Annotated in this window: 23 protein-coding genes and 1 other RNA gene; 11 read left to right on the forward strand and 13 right to left on the reverse strand. The window is 51.5% G+C overall.

Annotated elements, in window-relative coordinates:
• Positions 1-13 precede the first annotated feature (13 nt).
• Complete coding sequence (locus WFN75_RS20175) at positions 14-1,303, forward strand: HlyC/CorC family transporter (RefSeq protein ID WP_207293863.1); 1,290 nt, start codon at positions 14-16, stop codon at positions 1,301-1,303.
• 48 nt (positions 1,304-1,351) lie between these two features.
• Here the strand turns inward: WFN75_RS20175 and grpE are convergent, their stop codons facing one another.
• Positions 1,352-1,945, reverse strand: coding sequence for a nucleotide exchange factor GrpE (grpE, locus tag WFN75_RS20180; protein ID WP_040074383.1), 594 nt, complete (start codon positions 1,943-1,945; stop codon positions 1,352-1,354).
• A gap of 121 nt (positions 1,946-2,066) precedes the next feature.
• On the opposite strand from grpE, the gene nadK reads away from it, so the two are divergent.
• The 3 genes from nadK to bamE all read left to right on the forward strand — a co-directional run bounded on the left by nadK (position 2,067) and on the right by bamE (position 5,185).
• A complete protein-coding gene (gene nadK / locus WFN75_RS20185) occupies positions 2,067-2,945 on the forward strand; it encodes an NAD(+) kinase (protein ID WP_040078426.1) in 879 nt (292 codons plus the stop codon).
• Positions 2,946-3,030: 85 nt separating this feature from the next.
• A complete protein-coding gene (gene recN / locus WFN75_RS20190) occupies positions 3,031-4,692 on the forward strand; it encodes a DNA repair protein RecN (RefSeq protein ID WP_286808203.1) in 1,662 nt (553 codons plus the stop codon).
• A 151-nt stretch (positions 4,693-4,843) separates the two neighbouring features.
• On the forward strand, positions 4,844-5,185 hold the full coding sequence (bamE, locus tag WFN75_RS20195; protein WP_040074379.1) for an outer membrane protein assembly factor BamE: 342 nt from the start codon (positions 4,844-4,846) through the stop codon (positions 5,183-5,185).
• Positions 5,186-5,244: 59 nt separating this feature from the next.
• Here bamE and WFN75_RS20200 read toward each other — a convergent pair whose 3' ends face one another.
• A complete protein-coding gene (locus WFN75_RS20200) occupies positions 5,245-5,532 on the reverse strand; it encodes an RnfH family protein (RefSeq protein WP_263617105.1) in 288 nt (95 codons plus the stop codon).
• A complete protein-coding gene (locus tag WFN75_RS20205; RefSeq protein ID WP_040074376.1) occupies positions 5,522-5,959 on the reverse strand; it encodes a type II toxin-antitoxin system RatA family toxin in 438 nt (145 codons plus the stop codon). The genes WFN75_RS20200 and WFN75_RS20205 overlap by 11 nt, the downstream gene beginning before the upstream one ends.
• Positions 5,960-6,114: 155 nt before the next feature.
• On the opposite strand from WFN75_RS20205, the gene smpB reads away from it, so the two are divergent.
• Positions 6,115-6,597, forward strand: a complete 483-nt coding sequence (gene smpB / locus WFN75_RS20210) for an SsrA-binding protein SmpB (RefSeq protein WP_040074375.1) — start codon at positions 6,115-6,117, stop codon at positions 6,595-6,597.
• An 89-nt stretch (positions 6,598-6,686) separates the two neighbouring features.
• Positions 6,687-7,049, forward strand: a transfer-messenger RNA (tmRNA) gene (ssrA, locus tag WFN75_RS20215).
• A gap of 271 nt (positions 7,050-7,320) precedes the next feature.
• Here ssrA and WFN75_RS20220 read toward each other — a convergent pair.
• The 5 genes from WFN75_RS20220 to WFN75_RS20240 form a co-directional block, all read right to left on the reverse strand.
• On the reverse strand, positions 7,321-8,295 hold the full coding sequence (locus tag WFN75_RS20220) for an alpha/beta hydrolase (RefSeq protein ID WP_442913316.1): 975 nt from the start codon (positions 8,293-8,295) through the stop codon (positions 7,321-7,323).
• Positions 8,296-8,489: 194 nt separating this feature from the next.
• Positions 8,490-9,065, reverse strand: coding sequence for a helix-turn-helix domain-containing protein (locus WFN75_RS20225; protein ID WP_336996715.1), 576 nt, complete (start codon positions 9,063-9,065; stop codon positions 8,490-8,492).
• Positions 9,066-9,110: 45 nt separating this feature from the next.
• On the reverse strand, positions 9,111-9,665 hold the full coding sequence (locus WFN75_RS20230; protein ID WP_336996716.1) for an NADPH-dependent FMN reductase: 555 nt from the start codon (positions 9,663-9,665) through the stop codon (positions 9,111-9,113).
• A 32-nt stretch (positions 9,666-9,697) separates the two neighbouring features.
• Positions 9,698-10,819, reverse strand: coding sequence for a porin OmpC (ompC, locus tag WFN75_RS20235; protein ID WP_336996717.1), 1,122 nt, complete (start codon positions 10,817-10,819; stop codon positions 9,698-9,700).
• Positions 10,820-10,993: 174 nt separating this feature from the next.
• Positions 10,994-11,434, reverse strand: coding sequence for a helix-turn-helix domain-containing protein (locus WFN75_RS20240; protein ID WP_336996718.1), 441 nt, complete (start codon positions 11,432-11,434; stop codon positions 10,994-10,996).
• Between the two features lie 587 nt (positions 11,435-12,021).
• Between WFN75_RS20240 and WFN75_RS20245 the strand changes: the two genes are divergently transcribed.
• Entirely contained in the window at positions 12,022-12,636 is a 615-nt protein-coding gene (locus WFN75_RS20245) for a response regulator transcription factor (protein WP_336996719.1), read from the forward strand.
• An 81-nt stretch (positions 12,637-12,717) separates the two neighbouring features.
• Here the strand turns inward: WFN75_RS20245 and WFN75_RS20250 are convergent, their stop codons facing one another.
• The 5 genes from WFN75_RS20250 to WFN75_RS20270 are packed head-to-tail and all read right to left on the reverse strand — an operon-like array spanning position 12,718 to position 19,964.
• Positions 12,718-18,282, reverse strand: coding sequence for an AAA family ATPase (locus tag WFN75_RS20250; RefSeq protein WP_336996720.1), 5,565 nt, complete (start codon positions 18,280-18,282; stop codon positions 12,718-12,720).
• Complete coding sequence (locus WFN75_RS20255; RefSeq protein WP_040074370.1) at positions 18,282-18,665, reverse strand: response regulator; 384 nt, start codon at positions 18,663-18,665, stop codon at positions 18,282-18,284. The genes WFN75_RS20250 and WFN75_RS20255 overlap by 1 nt, the downstream gene beginning before the upstream one ends.
• A gap of 44 nt (positions 18,666-18,709) precedes the next feature.
• Positions 18,710-18,964, reverse strand: coding sequence for a DUF1427 family protein (locus WFN75_RS20260; RefSeq protein WP_040074368.1), 255 nt, complete (start codon positions 18,962-18,964; stop codon positions 18,710-18,712).
• A 2-nt stretch (positions 18,965-18,966) separates the two neighbouring features.
• Positions 18,967-19,218: a DUF1427 family protein gene (locus tag WFN75_RS20265; RefSeq protein ID WP_233800853.1), complete on the reverse strand. Its 252-nt coding sequence runs from the start codon at positions 19,216-19,218 to the stop codon at positions 18,967-18,969.
• Positions 19,219-19,268: 50 nt separating this feature from the next.
• Entirely contained in the window at positions 19,269-19,964 is a 696-nt protein-coding gene (locus WFN75_RS20270) for an isochorismatase family protein (RefSeq protein WP_233800851.1), read from the reverse strand.
• Positions 19,965-20,286: 322 nt separating this feature from the next.
• Here WFN75_RS20270 and WFN75_RS20275 point away from each other — a divergent pair, with 322 nt between their 5' ends.
• The 4 genes from WFN75_RS20275 to WFN75_RS20290 all read left to right on the forward strand — a co-directional run bounded on the left by WFN75_RS20275 (position 20,287) and on the right by WFN75_RS20290 (position 24,696).
• Complete coding sequence (locus WFN75_RS20275) at positions 20,287-22,164, forward strand: amidohydrolase (protein WP_040074365.1); 1,878 nt, start codon at positions 20,287-20,289, stop codon at positions 22,162-22,164.
• A gap of 5 nt (positions 22,165-22,169) precedes the next feature.
• Positions 22,170-22,592 (forward strand): DoxX family protein, encoded by a 423-nt coding sequence (locus WFN75_RS20280; protein WP_233800849.1) that lies wholly within the window; start codon positions 22,170-22,172, stop codon positions 22,590-22,592.
• Positions 22,579-24,213 carry an MFS transporter gene (locus tag WFN75_RS20285; protein WP_233800847.1) on the forward strand — a complete coding sequence of 545 codons (1,635 nt, stop codon included), beginning with the start codon at positions 22,579-22,581 and terminating at the stop codon, positions 24,211-24,213. The genes WFN75_RS20280 and WFN75_RS20285 overlap by 14 nt, the downstream gene beginning before the upstream one ends.
• Before the next feature lie 273 nt (positions 24,214-24,486).
• Positions 24,487-24,696 carry a DUF1471 domain-containing protein gene (locus WFN75_RS20290; protein ID WP_263616753.1) on the forward strand — a complete coding sequence of 70 codons (210 nt, stop codon included), beginning with the start codon at positions 24,487-24,489 and terminating at the stop codon, positions 24,694-24,696.
• Positions 24,697-24,754 lie beyond the last annotated feature (58 nt).

Raw genomic sequence — 24,754 nt, forward strand, 5'->3', positions numbered from 1 at the left:
CAAGGAGTTCCCCCTGGAACACATCTCCACCACCGCGCTGATCGTTACGCTGATCATCATGGTGGTTATTTCCGCCTATTTCTCCGGCTCGGAAACCGGCATGATGACCCTGAACCGTTACCGGTTACGTCATCGCGCCAAACAAGGTAACCGCGCCGCCCGCCGCGTAGAAAAGCTACTGCGTAAGCCTGACCGCCTGATTAGCCTGGTGCTGATCGGCAATAACCTGGTCAATATTCTTGCCTCTGCGCTTGGCACCATTGTCGGGATGCGCCTGTATGGTAATGCAGGCGTCGCCATCGCCACCGGGGTGCTCACCTTTGTGGTGCTGGTGTTTGCCGAAGTCCTGCCCAAAACTGTCGCTGCACTTTATCCAGAGAAGGTCGCCTACCCCAGCAGCTTCCTGCTGGCGCCGCTGCTTATTCTGATGATGCCGCTGGTGTGGTTGCTGAATATGGTGACGCGCCTGCTGATGCGGATGGTGGGTATTAAAGCCGATGTCACGATCAGCAGCGCGCTGAGCAAGGATGAGTTGCGCACTATCGTTAACGAATCCCGCTCGCAAATCTCGCGCCGTAATCAGGATATGCTGCTGTCGGTGCTGGACCTGGAAAAAATCAGCGTCGACGACATCATGGTGCCACGTAACGAGATCGTCGGCATCGATATCAACGACGACTGGAAAGCCATTGTTCGCCAGCTCACCCACTCCCCGCACGGTCGCATCGTGCTCTATCGCGATTCACTGGACGATACCATCAGCATGCTGCGCGTGCGTGAAGCGTATCGCCTGATGACTGAGAAAAATGAGTTTACCAAAGAGGTCATGCTGCGCGCCGCAGACGAGATCTACTACATTCCGGAAGGCACGCCGCTTAGTACGCAGTTGGTCAAATTCCAGCGCAATAAGAAAAAAGTCGGTCTGGTGGTAGATGAATACGGCGACATTCAGGGGCTGGTCACGGTCGAGGATATTCTTGAAGAGATCGTCGGCGATTTTACTACCTCCATGTCGCCGTCTCTTGCTGAAGAGGTGACCCCGCAGAATGATGGCTCTGTACTGATAGACGGCAGCGCCAGCGTGCGCGAGCTGAATAAAGCCTTTAACTGGCATCTGCCAGAGGACGAAGCGCGGACGATCAACGGCATGATTCTGGAAGCGCTGGAAGAGATCCCGGCGGCAGGTACGCGGGTGCGTATCGGACAATACGATATTGATATCCTGGATGTGCAGGACAATATGATCAAACAGGTGAAGGTGTTGCCGGTGAAACCGCTGCGGGAGAGCGTGGCAGAGTCATGATGTTACAGGCCGGGTAAGCGAAGTGGCTACCCGGCCTGCAGGTACCCATTAAGCTTTCGCTTTCGCCACGGTCACCATCGCAGCGCGAATGGTACGGCCGTTCAGGGTATAACCCTTCTGCATGACCGCCAGCACGTTACCTGCGGCAACCTCTTCCGACTCCACCATCGCGATTGCCTGATGGACGTTCGGATCCAGCGCCACGTTGGTATCGGCCACGACTTCCACGCCGAACTTACGTACCACATCGAGCATGGATTTCAGCGTCAGTTCGATACCTTCGATCATCGCCGCGTTGTCCGGATTTGCTTTATCAGCCACTTCCAGCGCGCGATCCAGGCTATCGATCACCGGCAGCAGTTCGTTGACGAACTTCTCCAGCGCGAATTTATGCGCCTTTTCGACGTCCAGCTCGGTACGGCGGCGCAGGTTGTCCATCTCCGCCTTCACGCGCAGGACGCTGTCGCGCTCACGGCCCTGGGCTTCAGCTAACTGAGCTTCCAGATTCGCAATTTTTTCATCGCGCGGATCCACCTGCTCAGCAGAAGCGTCCGGCTCAACCGCCTCAACTTCCTCGTGCTGTTCCATGATAATTTCTTCCGGGGCTTGCCCCTCAGGCGTTTTCTGTTCTTTACTACTCATGAATTTCTCCGCGTTTTTCTGCATTCAACTCGCTAACTTCGCTTATTATGGGGATCAGTTTCCGGGATTCAAGGGAACAAGCCACATTGTCATCATTCATTCGCACAAGGACCTCCAGAAAATGAATAATCATTTCAAGTGTATTGGGATTGTTGGTCATCCACGTCACCCCACCGCGCTGACGACACATGAAATGTTGTATCGCTGGCTGTGCGCCAAGGGCTATGAGGTGATGGTAGAACAGCAAATCGCCCAGGAGCTACAGCTGACCAAGGTGAAAACGGGCACGCTGGCAGAAATTGGTCAGCAGGCCGACCTCGCGGTAGTGGTTGGGGGTGATGGTAATATGCTGGGCGCAGCGCGTACGCTGGCGCGCTACGACATCAAAGTGATTGGTATTAACCGCGGCAATCTGGGCTTTTTAACAGACCTCGATCCCGACAATGCTCAGCAGCAACTGGCCGATGTGCTGGAAGGCCATTACATCAGCGAAAAGCGTTTTTTACTGGAGGCGCAGGTCTGCGCACAGGATTGCCAGAAACGCATCAGTACCGCCATTAACGAAGTGGTACTGCACCCGGGTAAAGTTGCCCACATGATCGAATTCGAAGTCTATATCGATGAAACCTTCGCCTTTTCGCAGCGTTCCGACGGCCTGATTATTTCAACCCCGACCGGGTCAACGGCCTATTCGCTCTCTGCAGGCGGCCCGATTCTGACCCCCTCTCTGGACGCCATTACGCTGGTCCCCATGTTCCCGCACACCCTCTCGGCACGCCCGCTGGTGATTAACAGCAGCAGTACTATTCGACTGCGCTTCTCGCACCGCCGCAGCGACCTGGAGATCAGTTGTGACAGCCAGATCGCGCTGCCGATTCAGGAAGGCGAAGATGTGTTAATCCGCCGCTGCGATTACCACCTCAATCTGATTCACCCTAAAGATTACAGCTATTTCAATACATTAAGCTCTAAGCTCGGCTGGTCGAAAAAATTGTTCTGATTTTGCATCCAGCACTTTACTGTATAAAAAACCAGTTTATACTGTATGAAAAAACAGTCATGGTTTTTCATACAGGAAAACGTTTATGCTGGCACAACTGACCATCAGCAACTTCGCCATCGTTCGTGAACTCGAAATCGATTTTCACAGTGGCATGACCGCCATCACCGGTGAAACCGGTGCCGGTAAATCTATTGCCATTGATGCGCTCGGCTTGTGCCTGGGCGGTCGTGCTGAAGGCGACATGGTGCGCGCAGGCGCGAGCCGTGCCGACCTCTGCGCCCGCTTCGCGCTCAAAGATACCCCTGCCGCCCAGCGCTGGCTTGAAGAGAACCAGCTCGAAGATGGCCGTGAGTGCTTACTCCGCCGCGTCATCAGCAGCGACGGACGTTCCCGTGGTTTTATCAACGGCACAGCCGTTCCCCTGTCGCAGCTGCGCGAGCTGGGTCAGCTACTGATTCAGATCCACGGTCAGCATGCGCATCAACAGCTTGTGAAGCCTGAACATCAAAAATCGCTGCTTGATGGTTATGCTGGTGAGTATGCACTCACTCAGCTGATGGCTGAGCACTATCGCCAGTGGCACCATAGCTGCCGCGAGCTGGCCCACCATCAACAACAGAGCCAGGAGCGCGCAGCCCGTGCTGAGCTGCTGGCCTATCAGCTGAAAGAGCTGAATGAATTTAACCCGCAGGCGGGCGAATTCGAGCAAATCGACGAAGAGTACAAACGTCTGGCCAACAGCGGACAGTTGCTCTCGGTCAGCCAGCAGGCATTGAGTCTGCTCGCCGATGGCGAAGATGTTAACCTGCAAAGCCAGCTCTATACGGTACGTCAGTTGGTAACCGAGCTGACGGGAATGGACAGCAAACTCTCTGGCGTGCTGGATATGCTGGAAGAGGCCGCCATTCAGCTCTCCGAAGCGGGAGATGAACTGCGCCATTATTGCGATCGGCTGGATCTCGACCCGAATCGTCTGTTTGAACTTGAGCAGCGTATTTCGCGCCAGATTTCTCTGGCCCGTAAACATCACGTGGCGCCGGAAGAGTTACCGGTTTACCACCAGTCACTTCTTGATGAGCAGCAGCTCCTTGACGATCAGGCCGATTCCCAGGAGACGCTCTCCCTGGCGGTAAGCGTTCATCACCAGCAGGCGCTGGAGACGGCGCAGCAGCTGCATGAGGTTCGCCAGCGCTATGCCCAGGAGCTGAGCCAGCATATTACCGAGAGTATGCACGCCCTCTCAATGCCGCACGGTATCTTCACCATCGAGGTGAAGTTCGAAGCCAACCATCTCACCGCAGAGGGGGCAGACCGCATCGAGTTCCGTGTGACTACCAACCCGGGGCAGCCGCTGCAGGCCATTTCTAAAGTGGCATCGGGGGGTGAACTGTCGCGTATTGCGCTGGCAATCCAGGTCATTACCGCGCAGAAGATGGAAACCCCGGCGCTTATCTTTGATGAAGTGGATGTGGGCATCAGCGGCCCGACGGCAGCCGTGGTCGGCAAGCTGCTTCGCCAACTCGGAGAATCTACCCAGGTCATGTGCGTGACCCACCTGCCTCAGGTTGCAGGATGCGGACATCACCATTTCTACGTCAGTAAAGAGACCGATGGTGAAATGACCGAAACGCATATGCAGCCGCTGGACAAACGTGCCCGCCTGCAAGAGCTGGCGCGCCTTCTGGGCGGTAGCGAGGTAACACGTAATACGCTCGCGAACGCGAAAGAACTGCTGGCTGCCTAAACTTTTTCGGGATCTCAGAGTCATACAGAACAATAAAAACGCCGCCAGACCTGGCACCAAAGGTTTTAAAGTGGTGAAAGGTCTATTATCATCGGCATATTACATATGAGCCGTCGCGTATTGCTCGGGCCCGAAAAGGAATCAAATCACTATGCGCTGTAAAACGCTGACCGCTGCCGCAGCGGTTCTCCTGATGTTGACCGCTGGCTGCTCCACCCTGGAACGTGTGGTTTATCGCCCAGACATCAACCAGGGGAACTACCTGGCACCCAATGATGTGTCTAAAATTCGTGTTGGTATGACGCAGCAGCAGGTTGCTTATGCCCTGGGTACGCCGATGATGTCCGATCCGTTCGGCACCCAGACCTGGTTCTACGTCTTCCGTCAGCAGCCTGGCCACGAGAGCGTGACCCAGCAAACGCTGACGCTGACCTTTAACAGCAGCGGTGTGCTGACCAATATCGATAACAAGCCTGCACTCACCAAAGAGTAAGGCTGTCTGGAATGCAAAAAAGGTGCTCAGTGAGCACCTTTTTTTATGGCATGACGACCTTATTTAGCAGATTTTTCAGCGCGCTGGCGTCGCAGCTCTTTCGGGTCGGCAATCAGCGGGCGGTAAATCTCCACCCGGTCGCCATCGTGTAGCGTATCGCCCAGTTTGACCGGACGGCTGTAGATACCGACTTTGTTCTTCGCTAAATCGATGTCGCTGCGCAGTTCCAGAATACCGGAGCAGCGGATAGCCTCTTCCACCGTCGCCCCCTCTTCCAGGTAAACGCGCTGGAGATACTGTTTTTCCGGCAGCGCGTAGGCCACCTCCACAGCGATTTTAGCTGGCACTGTAAACCTCTTTTGCGCGCGAGGTAAACGCCTGCACCATGTTCGCCGCCAGCTCTTTGAAGATGCGACCAAACGCCAGCTCAATCAGCTTATTGGTGAATTCAAAGTCGAGATGAAACTCGATACGACAGGCATCAGCGCTAAGCGGAGTAAATTTCCAGCCGCCCATCAACTTCTTGAAGGGGCCATCCACCAGCTGCATCAAAATACTCTGATTGTTGGTCAACGTATTACGGGTCGTGAACGTCTTGCTAATGCCCGCTTTCGAGACATCAACCGCGGCGGTCATTTGCGTCGGGCCAGATTCCAGCACCCGGCTTCCGGTACATCCCGGAAGGAACTCTGGATAAGCATCCACATCGTTCACTAACTGATACATTTGTTCCGCACTAAACGGAACAAGCGCAGTACGACTAATCTGAGGCATAGCGTTTTCCATGATCACACAACCACTAAATAATAACATTTATCGCTTGTTAAAAAAACGCTAAGCCTCATCTCGTGCTAAGATAGCGCGTTAGGCCTCACAGGACGCAATGAGGTGACTTTTGACATCAGATTACTTATGGCTTCACGACACTTATGACGAAGAAAAAAGTACATAAACCCGGCTCGGCAACCATTGCGCTCAATAAGCGTGCCCGCCATGAATACTTCATTGAAGAAGAATTCGAAGCCGGCCTTGCGCTGCAGGGCTGGGAAGTAAAATCGTTGCGCGCCGGTAAAGCTAACATCGGCGATAGCTATGTCATTCTTAAAGACGGCGAAGCGTTTCTGTTCGGCGCCAACTTTACGCCGCTGACGGTCGCCTCGACGCATTATGTTTGCGACCCGACCCGCACCCGTAAGCTGCTGCTGAACATGCGCGAACTGGAGTCCCTTTACGGGCGCATCAATCGCGAAGGCTATACCGTGGTTGCCCTGTCGCTGTACTGGAAAAACGCCTGGTGCAAAGTCAAAATTGGCGTGGCGAAAGGTAAGAAACAGCACGACAAACGCTCTGATGTGAAAGAGCGCGAGTGGCAGGTCGACAAAGCACGTATCATGAAAAACGCAGGCCGATAAATCCTGCGCACTTATTGGTCAATTCAATAAGTTAGGTTATGGGCTGGTATCCCGGACGACAAATCTGGTATACTGCGTTCAACACTATTGGGGCTGATTCTGGATTCGACGGGATTTGCGAAACCCAAGGTGCATGCCGAGGGGCGGTTTGCCTCGTAAAAAGCCGCAAAAAAATAGTCGCAAACGACGAAAACTACGCTTTAGCAGCTTAATAACCTGCTCTGAGCCCTCTCTCCCTAGCTTCCGCTCTTAAGACGGGGATCAAGAGAGGTCAAACCCAAAAGAGATCGCGCGGATGCCCTGCCTGGGGTTGAAGTGCTAAAACTAATCAGGCTAGTTCGTTAGTGGCGTGTCTGTCCGCAGCTGGCGTGCGAATGTAAAGACAAACTAAGCATGTAGTACCGAGGATGTAGAAATTTCGGACGCGGGTTCAACTCCCGCCAGCTCCACCAAAATTCTCCATCGGTGATTACCAGAGTCATCCGATGAAGTCCTAAGAGCCCGCACGGCGCAAGCCCTGCGGGCTTTTTTGTGGCAAAAATTTATCCCGCCAATCTGAAGCCAACACGTCCTGACCGAACATTTGAGCCCCTCAATAAGAAGAACAGGCTGTTGAACAAAACAACATCTGGATGAAAAGTCACCCGAACACGGCAAAAAAGCCCGCGCGCCGCGGGCATCAAGTGCTACAAGTACATCAGTGGAAGGTAATATTCAGGGCGGTTATTGCAGGTGTGTTTTCAGTTCAGTCGAGGCCTGCTGTAAAGCGGTTCGTACGGTAGGCTCCTGGCTCAAGGCGTTCAGAAGACCATAATCATGGATCATCCCATTATATCGAGTGACGGTAACAGGCACGCCAGCGGCATCCAGTTTACGGCCAAACGCCTCCCCTTCGTCGCGAAGCACGTCCAGTTCTGCAGTCTGAATCAGCGTAGGAGGCAATCCCTTCAACTGAGCAGTGCTGGCTCGCAATGGAGAAGCCAGAATATTGTCACGATCCTGTTCAGAGGTGGTGTAGTTATCCCAGAACCACTTCATCATTTTTTTAGTAAGGAAATGATTTTCCGCAAATTGATCGTAAGACGCATTAGAAAAGTGCGCATCCGTTACCGGCCACAGCATCACGTTATAGCGCAGAGCGGGGGTATGATTACGCTTAGCCTGTAACGCGACAGAGGCAACCATATTTCCCCCGACGCTGTTACCCACCAAACCTAAGCGCGTACCATCAACGCCAATTTCAGCGCCGTGCTCAGCAACCCACCTGGTGGCTTCATAGGCCTGAGTGATGGCGACCGGGAAATGGGCTTCCGGAGACGGCGTGTAATTTACGAATACAGCGGCTGCTCCAGATTCGTTTACCAGATCGCGAACCAGACGTTCATGCGTCTGATAATCCCCCAGTACCCAGCCCCCGCCATGGAAAAACATAAAAACAGGCAAGGTACCGCTCTGATGCTCAGGCTTGACTACGGTTAATGTAAGAGGTTTACCCAGCACCGTAATGACTTTTTCAGATACCGAGGCAGGCGGTAATTTTGCGCCCTTCTGCGCGCCAATAAGCACGTTTCGCGCTTCCGGCACTGACAGCTGCTCAATAGGTTTTCCACCTGCACTATTCAGCACCTGTAGGAAGGCGTCTACGCCTTTTGTTGGTGAGGGTGTATTCTCCAGCGTTCCTGCGAAGGCTGCACTCATCTGAGCCGTAAGCAGTACTGCTACGGCTTTAATTTTTAAGTTCACAACTATCCCCTAAATTATAATAATTCAATCTTCACCCATTAATTGGGTGTATATTCCTGTAGAAGAAACTTATATTGTTCCGTTCATACAGCGGGCACTTCATCGCCAGGCTTAACGCATTGCGACAAAATAAAGCACCTATTAATAAATCACTTTCTGGAGATCAGTCGCTCAAGATTTTCCATCAGCCAAATTTCATTCATTATAAAATTTCGTCTGATATAACCCGGCGTATAACCGGTAAATTCTTTAATTGTGCGCGTCAATGATACCTGACAGTTAAACCCATTCTCCAGAGCGATATCCAGCAGAGGCTTATTCCCGTAAATCAATGCAAATATAACGTTAATCACTCTTCGCGTTCGTACGAACTCGTAAACGCTAAACCCCGTTAACTGACTAAATGTACGTTGCAGATGCCATACCGAGTACCCACTTTTGCGTGATATTTCCTTTACGCTCAAGGGAGAGCAAAGATGATTTTCAATCCAGACGATCATCTCCTGGATCACGGCAAACATTTTCTCGCTACGAACACCCAACTGAGCAGAAAATGTATTATTGAGCACGACCTGCTTTCCACCCTCCCCTTTTTGAAGAGGAACATGCAGCTGCAGCATTACCTGCTTATCATCTGCTTTGATTATCAGTCGAGGTAAGCGAGCCGTACTCCCGGCGGGAATAAAGCGAGATCCCGCGCCAGGAGAGTATGCGGTCTGCAACATGGTTTAACCTTCACATTGATTCGGCTGCTTCGTGTTAGCGCTGGTTTACGGCGCCGCTCTGACGAATTTCTCAAAAGCGACGAGTTGTCGGATGAGAAACTGTCGGGTCGATTCATCGGTCAAAATACCGTTTGTCACCTTTTCACTTATCTCGCCGATGATGGCTTCTGGCTTATTGAGTAACCTGACATCAAAATAACCCAGCACCTGCCGAAGATGCGCTTGTGCCCGCACACCACCGAGCTTGCCTACTGAAGACGATTGAACCAGTACAGGCTTGTTAGCAAGCGGCTGCGGAGCGACACGCGACAGCCAGTCGAGGGCGTTTTTCAGGACGCCGGGCATAGAATGGTTATACTCGGGTGTAATAATGATCACCCCGTCTGCAGAAATAATCGCATCCGCCATGCCTGCCACCGCTTGAGGTATTCCTTCCTCTTCGATATCAGCGCTGTAGTGAGGAAACGTATCGAGAGATGCCATTCGCTCAACGATAACTTTTTCAGAAACAAGCTCCGGCAGCGTGTCAGCAATCGCCGCATTAAAAGAGCCTCGGCGCAGGCTGCCGACAATGACTACAAATTTGAGATCTTCTTGCACTTTGAACCTCAGGTAAGATGTCGAATTAATTATCAGAACTGATAAACAAGCCCGAATGCCACAACGTCATCGGTCGATACGCCTGCCGCCTCGGTAAAGGTGTTTTTATCAACCAGGTTAATTTTGTAATCCACATAGGCCAGCATATTGCGGTTAAAGTTGTAAGAAGTACCAAAATCAACAAACTTAACTAAATCCTGCTTGCCATAGATTTCACCATTTCCAGCGCGTCCAAGATCTTTGGCGCGTAACTGGTTGTATGCAATAAATGGAACCCATCCGGAATCGAAGGTGTACTGCGCAAAGACTTCAAAAATATGTGATTCATTTGCAAAGCCATAAGTCTCAGAGTGAGCTCTGGTACCGAAGCGGGATGAGTTATAAGCCTGAGTAAACATCACCCCGAAATAGACATTATTTGCATCGTATTTAAGGGAGCCAGAATAAGCTTCCGCTTTATTTCCGTGACCCATAATACCCGGAGCCTCATTTTGCTCATTTGTCCTGTCGGAGTTTGTAAACGCACCAACAGCCTTCATACCATTACCGAAGTCATAAGAAATAGACATGCCATAACCGTCACCATTCTGACGTAAGACATCACGAGCGCCAGGCTCTCCACCCCCGTCATTTTTGCCTTGATACTGCAAGGCAACGTTCAGATCATCGATCAGGCCGAAAAAGTCCGTGTTTCGGTAGGTCACCAGACCATTCCCTCTTCGGAACATAAACTGGTCGGTGTTGTAGGTTTGGGCATCAAACTCGGGCTGCATATCTGTCTGGCTCAGTGCATCGTAAAGAATCCCGACATTTCGCCCATAGTCTATGGAGCCAAAACTGCCTGCCTTAATGCCCGCGAAAGCCAGACGAGTAAACATAGCGTTCCCTTCGCTTTCGGGCTGGTTGGCATTGAATTGACTTTGCCACTGGCCATAGCCTGTCAGCCTGTCTGAGATCTGTGTCTGGCCCTTGAAGCCAATACGCATATAGGACTGATCGCCATCCTGACTCTTATCATCACTGATGTAATGCAACCCTGAAACAAGACCGTACAAGTCGAGGTTGTTGCCATCCTTATTATAAATTTCTGCTGCTAATACGGTTCCCGTTAACAGGATGAGCGGGGTAGCTAAAATTGTCTGACATAATTTCATTTCTTAACCTTTTAGATGGCACTTCCAACGCTCATGCAGAGAAGGCGATTAGCGTTCGGCTTTAATAATGAGTCTCTTCCTGCACTTTAACGATATGAACTCATACTCAACCATTCGCCTTATTTTCAGGCGAAAAGCGTAGTGATTTTTTAAAACTGCTCGTCGTTTTCCCTTTCAGAAAAAAACACCCCGGTATTGGCTGGATACTTTTTCAGACATTTGATTAAAGACATCTGTTTTTCCTGAGCACTCTTTGCGAAAGCGTGATGGGGTTTTTTCAAAATATTTTTTGAATATACGACAGAAGTTTTGTTGACTCGTGAAACCGTTCTCGCAGGCAACATCTTTTAACTCTTTGTCCGTAAAGGCAACTGAATACGCCGCTCTTGCAACGCGTCTTACCCGAATGTACGTGGCAAGGTTATATCCCGTCTGCTCGCGAAAAACCCTCTGGAAATGCCAGCGACTATAACCACTACGGTGGCTAACCGCCTTTACCTGGATAGCATCATCAAAAAGATTTTCTTCGATCCATGGCAGGATCTCTTTGATAACGCTTGACCTGATTGAATTGTTTTCAATCTCTGTCATTTGATCAGAGGTCGTGTAGGTCATAACGATTTCCGGTATGTATTTATTTGTTAGCCGGTAATGTGCATTGCACATGGCCGGGTTTGCATGCCGAAATTATCGAACAAAACGGAATAACTCTGTAGTATACAAAGGGATAGTTATACTTCGGGATAGTTATACTAATATATAATTGAAATTTTCTTACAACCGGGGTCAATCCATATTAAATATCATCGGCGTTGGTAGTGATAACATCATTTTTTAGTTACAAAAGTTCTCACAGTAGATATTTATCCTTATATCCACAAACTGATCCAGTAGAAAAAACCTGATTCAGATTTAACCTAACGTCTTTATAAGGCAAAATATTATTATGGTATATACACACTCACTGTGCGTTATTACACTGTAAAAAACCATTAACCCCATAGACAGTGCGTTAACTGCATATCATAGGTGGTTAATTATTAAACCATTGTTCCTCGAACCCCAGAAAACCTGCAAATATAAAGGTCGCAGCGTCCATTTATTTTTAAACTTCATATGAAACTTTATTTCAAAAAAATATTTTAACGGGTATATTTAGGTGCCTGTATAAACAGAACTCGTAAGAGTCGAAATGAGTCAATATGGATAAAATAGTTTACATCGTGGATGACGATGAATCCGTCATTGCTGCGCTGAAAAACCTCCTTCGCTCAGAAGGCTATCTGATAGAGGCGTTCACCTCGCCATCAGAGTTTCTGAACTTATCGAACTATCGTTCGCCCAGCTGCCTCATCGTTGACTTAAACATGCCAGGCCTCGACGGATTTGAGGTGACATCAGCCATAAATGAGCGTGGTTATTCGATTCCAACCATTTTTCTGACGGGCCATGGGACGATTCCGGTCTCGGTGAAAGCGATGAAAGCAGGTGCTTTCGAGTTCCTCACCAAGCCTGTTCTCCCGGATGAACTGATGAACAGCGTCGCTGATGCCCTGTTACTGTCAGAAAAAAGTGCCCTCCAGTCACAAGAAAAGCAGATTCTCACTGCGCGTTATGCCACATTGACCCCTCGAGAAAAGGAGCTCATGCAGCTCATTATTCGTGGATTGTTGAATAAGCAGATCGCTGCAGAAATGGAGATCAGTGAAATCACGGCTAAGGTGCATAAGCGGCGGGTGCTCGACAAAATGATGGCTAAGTCAGTGCCGGAACTTATCAGGGCGGCGGAAAAACTGGGCATTCTTCACGAAAATTAACTGACTGGCCAGACGATAAACGTCCTTTCCGCCAGTGCAGTTGATCTTTCTCCCGCACATAATGCGGGAGTATTCAGTCTTTTAGAAAGACGACGAAATCAATGGAAGCGTAAACCAAAACAGACTTCCCTCTTCCGGGCGATTCTCCGCACTCAGTATGCCGCCATGTCGTTTAATAATGGCATGGCTGATGGTCAGGCCCATGCCCATACCTTCAGGCTTGGTGGTATAGAAGGAGTCGAAGATTTTATCTATCACCTCTTCAGAAAGCCCCGTTCCGGTATCAGCGACCTCTATTCTTATTCGATCCTGTGACGGGTTATACGATGAAATTTTTAAGGTTCTCGGGCCAGTAATCTCCCCCATTGCCTCAATCGCATTAATGACCAGGTTGAGTAAGACTTGCTGGATTTGCACACTTTGGCACATTATCGCATCACCATTCGCTGCGAGATCGAGTTCAAGGGCAACCGCCCGACGCTCAAGCTCCAGACGCGATAAATTTATAATGTCCTTTGTGATCAAATGTAGACTCGCAGAGGCGAGTTCTGATGCCTGGTTGCGCGTCAGAGCCTGCAGACCACGTATAATTTCGCCAGCCCGCTGTCCTTCCCGGATGATCTCATCGAGACTATTTACAACATGTTCGAGATGGACGGGATCGCGTTTCAACCAGCGTTGACTTGCGCCGGCATTCGCTACTATCGACATCAATGGTTGATTAATTTCATGGGCGATTGAAGAGGTCAGTTGCCCTACTGTCGTTGCACGGGCGACGCGCGCAAGTTCCACCTGCGCGATCCTGACGGCATCTTCAGCCTGACGCTGTGCGGTTATGTCGGTAAGCGTGCCGAAGTATTCCGCTACCTCTGGCCAGTTCTCATTCGGTTCGCCGATTCCTTTAATATAACGACATTCACCATCATCGCGAATAATTCGAAATTCGGCCTGCATGACTGCCCCCTGGCTCACGCTAGTATTGATTAACGTTCGTAAAGAGGGGAGATCATCCGGGTGTACGCGACTCTGGAACTCAGCCATCGAAGTTGTGCTTTGCTCTGCCGGGAGTCCCATAATGCGTTTATATTCGTCGGTGATATACTGGATATCTGGCTCGACATGCCAGTGCCAGGTGCCGGTATGGCTGATTTTCTCACCCAGAATGAGTGAAGTTTGACTGGCCCGAAGCTGCTTTTCAATTTTTCTCCGCTGGTTGTTTTCATCTACTAGCTCGGCATACAGACGAGCGGTATCCAGTGAGACCGCAGCCTGGGCGCCTAGCATCGAAACGATCCTCGAATGTTCGGCAGTGAAGACATCCGGCATGAGCCTGTTTTCCAGATACAGCACGCCGACCATCTGTGCCTGTCTGTACATGGGCACACACATCACCGCCGCACCGGATGCAACCAGATAGTTATCCTGACTAAATGGACTAAATTCCTCGGGTTTGCCGGTACGAATTTCTTGCCCGGTTCTGATGACTGCGGATAACACGGAAAGCGGAAGATCGGAGGCCGAAGGCGTTTCGCGAACGATTTTCACTTTTATACCATCAACCGTTGTCGATGCCCTGGCCTGAATCTCAGGAATGTTGCCATCAACAATACGAATTAACATGCAGTGCTGTGCACCCGCCCGCTCGACCAACATCATCATCAGTATATGAATGAGACGATCCAGGTTTATCTCTTCAGTCAGGGCGCGCATGACCGTCACCATACTTTGCAAATCGCTGATGACTGCGCTCTGTTCAAAGGAGACAGTGCTCAATGCTGTCTGGGAGTGGTGGCTTGCCAGCGCCGGGTAGAGTGTCTCAAGTTGATGTACTTTGGCTCCGGCTCCCCAGCGATCCCATGCCGCAATGGCCCCTTTACTGTATCCCTCCGCAGCAAAGGGCATATTTCTGGCGGTCGCCATTCGCGCAGCAAGCTCACACGCAAGTCCGTTAATGTGATGGAACTGACCTTCACGCGAAAGCATGATGGCTTTCTCAAAGTACTCCGAAGCTTGTGCCATTTCGCCCTCCAGACGAAGCAACTCTGCACGCAACAGGGCTTCCTTATCTGAGAAGGTTTTCGTGTTTTCGCTTGACCAGGTGACTATCCGGTCGAGATGCAGGTTAAGTTGCTGACGCAGTGCGTCGTTCATTGCGCCGGCGTCAAGGGGCACCGAGAGGGAAAGCGCACTATAGAGATGAAAATCTAGCATATGCACGTGCCCGGGGATAAGCCGGGTAAAGGGCTCAGCGTCACGGAACCATTGTTCGGCTGCAGAATATTCATTAGCAAAGAAATGAGCCATTCCTTTATAAAGCCGCGTCCAGAACTGCATCAGATACATCGGCTCTATCATTTTTCCCGGGTTAATCATCTCTATGGCCGGAGGCTGAAAATTATCGCCGGAAAAGGAGCTCCCGCGGGATTTGCGCAGAAATAATACATAATCCTGCTGCATACTCAGGATCACCTCAACGTCCCGATACTGAGCTTTGCGCACGAACTGAATACCACGCTGTATGGAGGTATGGACGCCCTCGAGATGATCTCCCCTGGCCAGATAGTTCATGACGATGTGTCGCAGGGCAAGGCAGGCGGATGTCCGGTCGCCCGTTTCCACACCGACGTCAAACGCCGCTTTAGCACGCTCGATCGCATAGGTGAGCGGCATCGTCCAGACGCTGACCTGATCAAGTGGCAGTAACGTGCGCGCTTTAAAGCTGACAAAGTCATGCTTGTACACTAACTCTCGCGCCAGTAGCGTGCTGGCGAAACCACGGCTGTACTCATCATACTGATCGCCACAGACCACTCCATACCAGGACAAGGCCAGCGTTGATGCCCCACTCAATCCCTGAGCCATAGTGAGATGGAGCAGTTTACACAGGATCATGAAATGCAGACGCGGATTGATAAACGCCGCGAACGTGCTGGCGCTGCCCAGCAAATTCATGATTGCCGCGGTATTCTTACAGGTCACCAGAGGAAGCGAACGGAAGCGGGTATAAGGGTTTTTACCCACGTCATCTTTGAGTACGATCCTTGCTTCATCGCATTCAGTCTGTTCTGGGTTGCGATTAAGCTGTATACCAAATACGGCCAGCCAGGCTAGCGCGGTTTCGAGCGCCAGATGACTATCAGACTGTCGCATATGAATTTCAGCGATTAAACAGGCCGCTTCAGCTTTATCCGTAATGCTGCCAGGTAACGATTGAATTCGGGTACTTAACTCAAGTGCGGCGGACAAATTCCCATTAAGAAGCTCGCACTCCGCTTCTTCCAGCATGAACTCTACGCATTCGTCACAATTCGCATGGCTTTTGAGTAGACGTGCAACCTGCAGATATCGCAGCGCCGAAAGGTAGTCACCGCTTGTCTTCGCTCGTCGTGCCGCTCTCAGCATCAATTGACACATGTCGTGCGCATTGTGCGCCAGTCGTGCCAGATTTTTCACGGAGAGCAAATGATGCGCAGCCCTGAAAAGTAACGCATTTGTCACATCAAGGCTGGAGACATGGAGGAAATAGTTTAGCGCAGCCAGGTGAAGGTCATCCTGGTCTTCATCGCTCAGTAAACTGAGCGCAGCCTCATGCACGCTGTCGTGCATAAAGGCATATTCGGTACCATTAAGCGACAGCATTCTGGCTGATAGCGCAGGTAATAGCATTAGCTCAATGTCGTTAGCAGGGACATTAACTATTTTGCCCACGATATCCAGATCACCCCGACTACCAAGCGACGCTAATTTTCCTAACAGGATTCGGGTAGGAAGGGGCAAAGAGGTTAAATGGTTTAAAACACTCGCGGCAACATTTGCCGTGTAGTGGCTGTGTTTGAGCGCGTGGGAGTCATAGGTACATTTAAAAGGTGCACTGTGCGTAATCAGGCCATCCTGAACAGCCTGCCGGAAGAATTCATGGGTCGCCAGCGGATTGCCATCGGTTTTAGCATAAATAATCTCAGCCAGTTCCGACATTTCCTGATTACGGCTGTGAAATAGCCCGGCAAGCCAGTCCGCAATATTTTTCACTGAAAGCGGTTCTGGGGTGATATCCGTAATACGCGCAGCGCAGGCGCGAAGACGATTCAGGTTAGAGGCAATCGTCGGACAGGGCAGCGAAACGCTGTCCCGATGCGTGATAACGAGTAGCAGCGGAATATCTTCACTCAACGTGAGCAGATTTTGCAGGAGAAGTAGCGTCGCCTGATCGGCCCAGTGGACATCATCAATCAAAATCACTAGCGGGCGTCCCGGCGCCGTAAAGGCTTTAACCAGGCTGCAGGCCACAAGATGGAGTCGATTGCCAGCATCCATAAAGTAAGAGTCAGTCTGCACCCTCGCCCTTTGATTCAGCAACACGCCAAGCTCCGGCACCAGATTCACAGCCAGTCCTGCATAGTCGCCTAACAGGTTCGCAATACGCGTTTTCCAGCGCGTCATCTCTTCTACGGGAAGGCCCAGAACGTGTAGCGTCAGCGTCCTGAACGCTGCGGTAAACACGGCGTACGGCAGAACCGGCGAGTGTTGATCCGCTTTTACGACCGTAATTAACGCGTTTTTGCTACGAAGTAGCTTAAAGGATGAGGCAATAAGCGCTGATTTACCCGCCCCAGGCGAACCGCTAATAGCAACCAGACTGTGCTTACCGCTTTTGCTAACCTCACCAAATGCTGACAGGATGTCCTTTGCCTGCGGATGTTCTGTATAAAGGATATCGTGTGAAAAATTGGATGGTTGCGCATCCTGAAGCCCAAGCGCAAAGGGTTCAATAATGCCATCGGGCCCCAGCGTTGAAGCACAACGACGAAGATCGGCCAGCAAGCCTTCGACGCTCTGGTAACGGTACTCGGGCGATTTCGCTAACAACCGCAGAATAACTGACGATAAAACAAGCGGCACATCCGGGCGAATCATGTGTGGCGGTAAAGCTTCGGAAGCAATATGGTGGTGAACCCATTCCGCATGGCCTCCTTCCACACATCCGTAGGGCAATCGTCCGGTCAAGAGTTCATAGAGAACAATGCCAAGGCTATACAAATCGCTGACTTGATCGACAGGATGGGATGAGCGAGAAGTATGCTCCGGGGACATATAAGCCAGTGTCCCCCCTGAAACCGGCAGGCTGGATTGTTGAAGAAGATCGTTATGAATGGTCGAAAGCCCGAAACCGCCCAGGCGGACGTCACCCTCATCGGTGAAAAAGAAATTTGCAGGCTTGATATCACCATGTACCAGCCCAGACTGGTGCATCATGCTTAAGGTCGCACAAAGTTTTGCTGCACAGTTGAAAAATTCAGGTAGGGTGCCGGGAGGCATACACAGCTTATCAGCCAGAGTGCGGTAACTAAAAGGCTTATAAATCAGCGCATAACGCCCCTGATAGAACGCATACTTTTGGGGCTGAAGAGACCAATTTTCTGCTAATTTAGCGCGATGACTAAATTCATTTTTCAGCATGCGGGTGACATGAAATACCGACGCTTCGTTTCCGGCTGTAGCCAGTACAAAGGTTTCACCCGTTATGCCGTGTCGACAGAAAAACCAGTCAACGCTACCTTCCTGCGCAAGAAGGTTAAAGCTCACCTCCTCTGACAGAACGATCTGATCATTTTCAACCGTATTCAAAACTTCCGGATCCGTGCTCATTAAGGGGTGGCCTTTGAGGAGAACTCATAACGAATGTATTCAAATAATGTGTCAATTTCGATAGGTTTCGGCATGAAAGCAATGGCGCCCAGATCGAGGGCCTGCTGCAACATCCCCTCATCGCCATTGCCAGAAATGATAATACCCGGCGGTTTCTCAAGACGCCGGGTAAGATTGATGAAAAGCTCAAAACCATTCATGCCTTTCAATTGCACATCAATGATAAAAAGCGCGGCATTTGCCATCGCTGCTTCATCACAAAGAAGAGATTCCGCCGACTCGAAAGCTGCTGTCTGATAACCTTCAGACTGGAGCAGGTTGGTTAGACCGTTGCGGACAGAACGTTCATCATCGACGACGACAATGCGCTGCGACAGCTTCATGCTGTTTTCCTTAAATAATTCGACTACTTATAGGTATCGCGGACTCAGGAGGTTTTGTCACCGGAGGGCGGCGGGGTGTCCCCGATTTTATGGTGATACTCGTGACGGAACCAGTGAAAATTAATTGGCTCACGTTTAATAACTTTTTTAATCAACGGGATAGCGTGTTCGCCGATCTGCATGCCTAATAGTCCCACCAGCGCGATGATGGGCGGTGCGGGCGAATTGACATCGATAGCAGCATAAACCAGCCCGGCCAGAACGCCTACGGCTAACGAAACAGAATAGGTTTTAAACATATTCAGCCCGCCTGTTTAGTGATGAAGGCAGGTGCGGGTAAACGCGCCTGGTCAGCAACCTGCGTCTGTTCACTGGCTGGCATCCAGGCCGTCGCCTCGCTGTGAAACAGTTTTCCACCCAGAGCACTGCCGATAACCATGCCAAGCAGCCCCACAAGCGCCACCGCCGGCGGCGCCGGAGACTGAACTTTCAGCAGGGCATACATCACACCGATCAAGGCACCCGCCCCCAGAGAAATCAATAAAGGACTCACAGGCCCTCCTTATCGTAAGGGCTGGCCCGTTAAGAGCCAGCCAGGATCACTTACTTGCGAACCGGAGCAGGAACCGGAGCCAGCGTTTTGTGCTCGCTCTTCTGACGAGAAGGCGCTTTGTGAACCATGGTGTATGCGTAGTCAACACCAATGCCGTAAGCACCGGAATGCTCTTTGGCGATGTTCATTACCGCGTCGTAAGTGTCGCGGTGAGCCCAGTCACGCTGCCATTCCAGCATCACTTGCTGCCAGGTTACCGGGATCACGCCCGCCTGGATCATGCGCTGCATTGCGTAGTCGTGAGCTTCTTTGGTGGTGCCGCCGGAGGCGTCAGCAACCATATAGATTTCGTAGTCACCTTCCAGCATGGCGCACAGGGCGAAGGTGTTGTTACACACTTCGGTCCACAGACCAGAAACAACCACTTTTTTCTTACCGTTAGCTTTCAGCGCATCACGGACTTTCTGGTCATCCCAGGAGTTCATGGAAGTACGCTCAAGGATGTCCTGGCCCGGGAAAACGTCCAGCAGCTCAGGGAAGGTGTTACCGGAGAAGCTTTCGGTTTCAACGGTGGTCAGCACGGTTGGGATGTTGAATACTTTCGCGGCTTTAGCCAGTGCAACAACGTTGTTTTTCAGAACCTGGCGGTCAATTGACTGTACGCCGAAGGCCATCTGCGGCTGCTGGTCGATGAAAATGATCTGGCAGTTCTGCGGCGTTAATACTTCGAGTTTGCTGTTGGTCATGATGGTGTCCATATAGATAAAAGTTACGAAATTCCGCGAATATAACGGCGTGGTTGACAGCATCCATGTTGGCCATCCGGCGTCCATGCTTACACCGCTATAACGGCTGGTGACTGTCTGGGGCCCAGTTTAAGAAGCTTTTTTTTTTCGTACTATTATCTATAGGTATACTATACGAACGTATACCTATCCCTTTGTATAACTGGACCTTTTACAGCGCTCCTGAACATAATCCCCTATCCCAATATCCTGTCTGTACGGCAGGCAATTCTTCGTCCGCGGTTCTTATTCCCACGTCGGACATCGCATTTCAGGAGCGCTTATGGTTACCCTCGGTAAAGCCGATATCATTCTTATTAATGGGCGGTTTCACACCGTCGATCGTGAAAACCCGGTTGCATCGGCAGTCGCCATTCGCGACGGTAAATTCCTTGAAGTAGGTACACAGGCAGAGGTGATGGAACACCACTGTGAAGGGACTAAAGTCATCGACCTTAAAGGTCATACCGCGGTTCCCGGGCTTAACGACTCCCACCTGCACCTGATCCGCGGCGGTCTGAACTACAACCTCGAACTGCGCTGGGAAGGGGTACCTTCAGTAGCCGATGCGTTACGTATGCTGAAGGAGCAGGCACTTCGCACCCCAAACCCACAGTGGGTTCGCGTAGTCGGCGGCTGGAATGAGTTCCAGTTTGCCGAGCGCCGAATGCCAACGCTGGATGAGATTAACGAGGCGGCCCCCGATACGCCGGTGTTTGTCCTTCATCTGTATGACCGCGCCCTGCTCAACCGCGCAGCGCTAAAAGTGGTCGGCTATACCAAAGACACGCCTAACCCACCGGGTGGAGAAATTCAGCGCGATGCCAACGGTAATCCGACCGGTATGCTGATTGCCCGTCCAAATGCCATGATTCTGTATGCCACGCTGGCAAAAGGACCAAAACTTCCGCTGGAACAGCAGATCAACTCCACGCGTCAGTTCATGCGCGAACTCAACCGTCTGGGCCTGACCAGTGCCATCGATGCCGGCGGCGGCTTCCAGAACTATCCAGAAGACTACGAGGTGATCGCGGAGCTTCATCAGAAAAACCAGATGACAGTGCGTATTGCCTATAACCTTTTCACCCAGCGTCCAGGACATGAGCTTGAAGACTTTGAAAAATGGACCGATATGCTGGTACCGGGACAGGGCAGCGATTATTTCCGCCATAACGGGGCGGGCGAAATGCTGGTCTTCTCTGCTGCAGATTTTGAAGATTTCCTTGAGCCGCGTCCGGATCTGGCGCCAGGTATGGAAGACGAGCTTGAGCGTGTAGTACGCCATCTTGTTGAATGGCGCTGGCCGTTCCGCCTGCACGCCACTTATGACGAATCAATTAGCCGCATGCTGGACGTATTTGAGAAGGTCAATCGCGACATTCCATTTAATGGCCTGCACTGGTTCTTTGACCACGCGGAAACCATCACCCAACGAAACATTGACCGTATCAAAGAGCTGGGTGGCGGTATTGCAGTCCAGCACCGTATGGCCTTCCAGGGCGAATACTTTGCTGAGCGGTATGGTATTGAAGCCACTCGCCACACCCCGCCAGTGGCGCGCATGCTGGAAACCGGCGTGCCTGTTGGTCTGGGTACCGACGCGACCCGCGTTGCAAGTTATAACCCGTGGACCGCGCTTTACTGGCTGGTGTCCGGTCGTACCGTAGGTGGGATGCAGATGTATGACGTCAATGCGCGCCTGGATCGTGACACGGCATTAATGCTGTGGACTCAGGGAAGTGCATGGTTCTCCAGCGAGCAGGGTAAAAAGGGCCAGATCAAGGTGGGCCAGCTTGCGGATATGGCCGTGCTGAGCAAGGACTATTTCAGCGTTCCGGAAGAAGAGATCAAAGGCATCGAGTCCGTCCTGACCGTCGTGGACGGGAAAATCGTTTATGCAGCCGGCTCGTTCAGCAGCGAAGCGCCGCCATCCATTCCGGTTCTGCCTGAGTGGTCACCTGTGGTGACAGTACCGGGCCACTACCGCAGCGCGCCTCCAACGGCAACAACGCGTGTAGGCATGCAGCAGATGCCTCACCAGTGCAGCGGCCCATGCGGTGTACACAGCCACTCACATGATATTGCGCGCGGCGCCAATCTGCCCGTTTCCGAGGAGAACGCCTTCTGGGGCGCACTCGGCTGCAGCTGCTTCGCGTTCTGATAATCATGAAGAGTTTATTCTCTCAGCCGCCCCGCATAAATGCGGGGCTGTTCTTCCTGCGTCTCACCGGCTGCCTGTTACTGCTTCATGTGCATGGCCTGCCTAAGGTGTTCAATTTCAGCGAAGAACTGACACGAATCGAGGATCCGTTCGGCCTCGGCCCATGGATGAGTCTACTTCCGGCTATTTTTGCAGAAGTGGTCTGTCCGATTTTTATTCTGATCGGCCTGTTTACGCGCCTTGCCTGCCTGCCAATTATTGGCGTGTTACTGGTTGCCATGGTGTTTGTCCATCCGGAGTGGAGCGTTGCAGAGGGTCAGTTTGGCTGGCTGCTGCTGATCATCTTTACCACTCTGGCTATTACCGGCCCTGGCAGCTGGAGTGTTAACGTCCATAAACGTCAGGAGTTGCATCATGGGGCAGGTTAACGATATCAACGACATCACACATGACGACGTTGCCGCACCGGCACCTGCGGCGTCAACGACATCCTCATGGCAACCTCTGCGCCAGCCCGTATTTCGGATGCTGTGGATCGCCACCGTGGTCTCTAATATTGGCACATGGATGAACGATGTTGGGGTCAACTGGACCATGTTGACGCTCAGCGCCGACCCGCTGAGCGTTGCGCTAGTACAGGCAGCAAGCAGCCTGCCGATGTTCCTGTTTGCACTGCCTTCAGGGGTTCTGGCCGATATTATTGACCGGCGTAAATATCTGCTGTTTTCGCAGCTCTGGGTATTTATCGCGGCTGCAGGTTTAACGTTGCTCTCCTTTACCGGGCATGTCACGCCGACGGTACTCCTGATTGCAGCCTTCCTGATGAGCGCCGGGGCAGCCATGAGTTCTCCCCCTTTCCAGGCGATCGTTCCCGACCTGGTGAGAAAAGAGGAGCTCGGTCCAGCGATTGCATTGAATTCATTAGGCATCAACATTAGCCGCGCTATTGGTCCGGCACTGGGTGGTTTGATTCTGTCGTTTGCAGGCCCCTGGATGGTGTTTATGCTCAATGCGCTGTCAGTACTGGGTGTAGCCTGGGTACTTTATCGCTGGAAAGAAGCTCCCAGTTTGCAGCGCCTGCCGCCGGAGCATTTCTTTTCAGCCGTGCGGGCCGGCCTGCGCTACGTGCATGCTGCACCGGTGCTTCGTAACGTTTTAGTCCGCACTGTCGCGTTCTTTGTTTTCGGCAGCGCCGGCTGGGCCCTGCTGCCTCTTGTCGCCCGACGCGAACTCGGTCTGGGACCTGGGGGATATGGTGTCATGCTGGCCTGTATTGGCGTGGGAGCCATTTGCGGCGCAGTATTGCTGCCACGCTTGCGCAAGCGCTTGAGTGCCGACCGCTTAATGGTGCTGGCCAGCCTGATGTTTGCCATAACAATGGTTGCTCTGGCCTTTGTCCGGCACTTCTGGTTGCTCAACGCATTTGAATTCTTTACCGGCTTCGCCTGGATAGCCGTGATGTCTACGCTGAATCTTGGTGCTCAACGCAGTGCAGCTAAATGGGTTAAAGCCCGTGCTCTCGCGGTGTACCTGACGGTATTTTTTGGTTCTATGACCGTTGGCAGCGCAATCTGGGGGCAACTGGCCTCTCATTACGGAATTGCCGTTTCACTCTGTATTGCAACAGTTGGGATGGCACTGGCCAGCCTTACCGTGCTGCGCTGGCGTCTTGATAAGGATCCCGATCTCAATCTGGATCTGAGTGAAATAGGTGAGCCGGTCCCTGCTCTCGATATTCATCACGACCGTGGACCGGTCCGCGTGAGCTATGAATATCGTATTCAGCAGCACGAGGCACGAGACTTCATGTTCTGTATGCAGGATATGCGACGAGTGCGCCGCCGGGGGGGAGGTATGAACTGGGCTGTCTATGAAGATATTCTCCAGCCGGGCATTTTCGTTGAGACCTTCGTTGTCGGCTCCTGGATGGAGCATCTGCGGCAGCTAGAGCGCTATACGATGAATGACAGGAAGATTCAGCAGCGCGTGCAGACTTTCCATCAGGGTGAACAGATGCCGGTTGCACGCTATCTGGTTGCCCCGGAATAAGGTGGTGCGTTAACGCTTTTCTCCGTAGCGCGCTTAACCATAACAGCTTTGGAAAACATTCTGAGAGAGCAGTACTTGACCGGCTTAAACGCCGGTCTTTTTTTTAGATGCGCCGCCAATCCCACCGTTTTTAGGGTCGAAAAGAAATACATCAAATTATTTGATTAGCTTAAGCAATAAGATGGCATTTTCTCGCCTGATAAACCGCTATATTATTCAACACATCGAGACAACATCTGAACATTCTATAAAATACACTCTGAGGAATTGACCATGAACAGCATCAAAACTTTTGTCGCAGTTGCCCTTTTCGCCCTGATTTCCTCCACCAGCTATGCGCAAACAGTGACCGCAACGGCTGCCACTCTGGACGCCGCTGAAGCGAAAATTGCTAATCAGGCAAAAGTCACAGGCTCAGCGTATACCATTACTGAAGCGTATACCGGCAATCAGGTTCATATGACTGCCCGTCTGATTAAATGATCAATTCCGGACAAATTTATAGTGAAAAGGGCTGCTTAAAAGCAGCCCTTTTCTTTTA

Origin of the sequence: Leclercia sp. UBA7405 (assembly GCF_037152215.1) — a bacterium.
GTDB classification, from domain to species: domain Bacteria; phylum Pseudomonadota; class Gammaproteobacteria; order Enterobacterales; family Enterobacteriaceae; genus Enterobacter; species Enterobacter pneumoniae.

What these genes read in the sequence shown, in the direction of transcription:
- grpE (WP_040074383.1), bottom strand. Translation starts at nt 1,945, where the DNA reads ATGAGTAGTAAAGAACAGAAAACGCCTGAGGGGCAAGCCCCGGAAGAA.
- nadK (WP_040078426.1), top strand. Translation starts at nt 2,067, where the DNA reads ATGAATAATCATTTCAAGTGTATTGGGATTGTTGGTCATCCACGTCAC.
- recN (WP_286808203.1), top strand. Translation starts at nt 3,031, where the DNA reads ATGCTGGCACAACTGACCATCAGCAACTTCGCCATCGTTCGTGAACTC.
- bamE (WP_040074379.1), top strand. Translation starts at nt 4,844, where the DNA reads ATGCGCTGTAAAACGCTGACCGCTGCCGCAGCGGTTCTCCTGATGTTG.
- WFN75_RS20205 (WP_040074376.1), bottom strand. Translation starts at nt 5,959, where the DNA reads ATGCCTCAGATTAGTCGTACTGCGCTTGTTCCGTTTAGTGCGGAACAA.
- smpB (WP_040074375.1), top strand. Translation starts at nt 6,115, where the DNA reads ATGACGAAGAAAAAAGTACATAAACCCGGCTCGGCAACCATTGCGCTC.
- WFN75_RS20220 (WP_442913316.1), bottom strand. Translation starts at nt 8,295, where the DNA reads ATGAGTGCAGCCTTCGCAGGAACGCTGGAGAATACACCCTCACCAACA.
- WFN75_RS20225 (WP_336996715.1), bottom strand. Translation starts at nt 9,065, where the DNA reads ATGTTGCAGACCGCATACTCTCCTGGCGCGGGATCTCGCTTTATTCCC.
- ompC (WP_336996717.1), bottom strand. Translation starts at nt 10,819, where the DNA reads ATGAAATTATGTCAGACAATTTTAGCTACCCCGCTCATCCTGTTAACG.
- WFN75_RS20240 (WP_336996718.1), bottom strand. Translation starts at nt 11,434, where the DNA reads ATGACCTACACGACCTCTGATCAAATGACAGAGATTGAAAACAATTCA.
- WFN75_RS20245 (WP_336996719.1), top strand. Translation starts at nt 12,022, where the DNA reads ATGGATAAAATAGTTTACATCGTGGATGACGATGAATCCGTCATTGCT.
- WFN75_RS20250 (WP_336996720.1), bottom strand. Translation starts at nt 18,282, where the DNA reads ATGAGCACGGATCCGGAAGTTTTGAATACGGTTGAAAATGATCAGATC.
- WFN75_RS20255 (WP_040074370.1), bottom strand. Translation starts at nt 18,665, where the DNA reads ATGAAGCTGTCGCAGCGCATTGTCGTCGTCGATGATGAACGTTCTGTC.
- WFN75_RS20260 (WP_040074368.1), bottom strand. Translation starts at nt 18,964, where the DNA reads ATGTTTAAAACCTATTCTGTTTCGTTAGCCGTAGGCGTTCTGGCCGGG.
- WFN75_RS20270 (WP_233800851.1), bottom strand. Translation starts at nt 19,964, where the DNA reads ATGACCAACAGCAAACTCGAAGTATTAACGCCGCAGAACTGCCAGATC.
- WFN75_RS20275 (WP_040074365.1), top strand. Translation starts at nt 20,287, where the DNA reads ATGGTTACCCTCGGTAAAGCCGATATCATTCTTATTAATGGGCGGTTT.
- WFN75_RS20280 (WP_233800849.1), top strand. Translation starts at nt 22,170, where the DNA reads ATGAAGAGTTTATTCTCTCAGCCGCCCCGCATAAATGCGGGGCTGTTC.
- WFN75_RS20285 (WP_233800847.1), top strand. Translation starts at nt 22,579, where the DNA reads ATGGGGCAGGTTAACGATATCAACGACATCACACATGACGACGTTGCC.
- WFN75_RS20290 (WP_263616753.1), top strand. Translation starts at nt 24,487, where the DNA reads ATGAACAGCATCAAAACTTTTGTCGCAGTTGCCCTTTTCGCCCTGATT.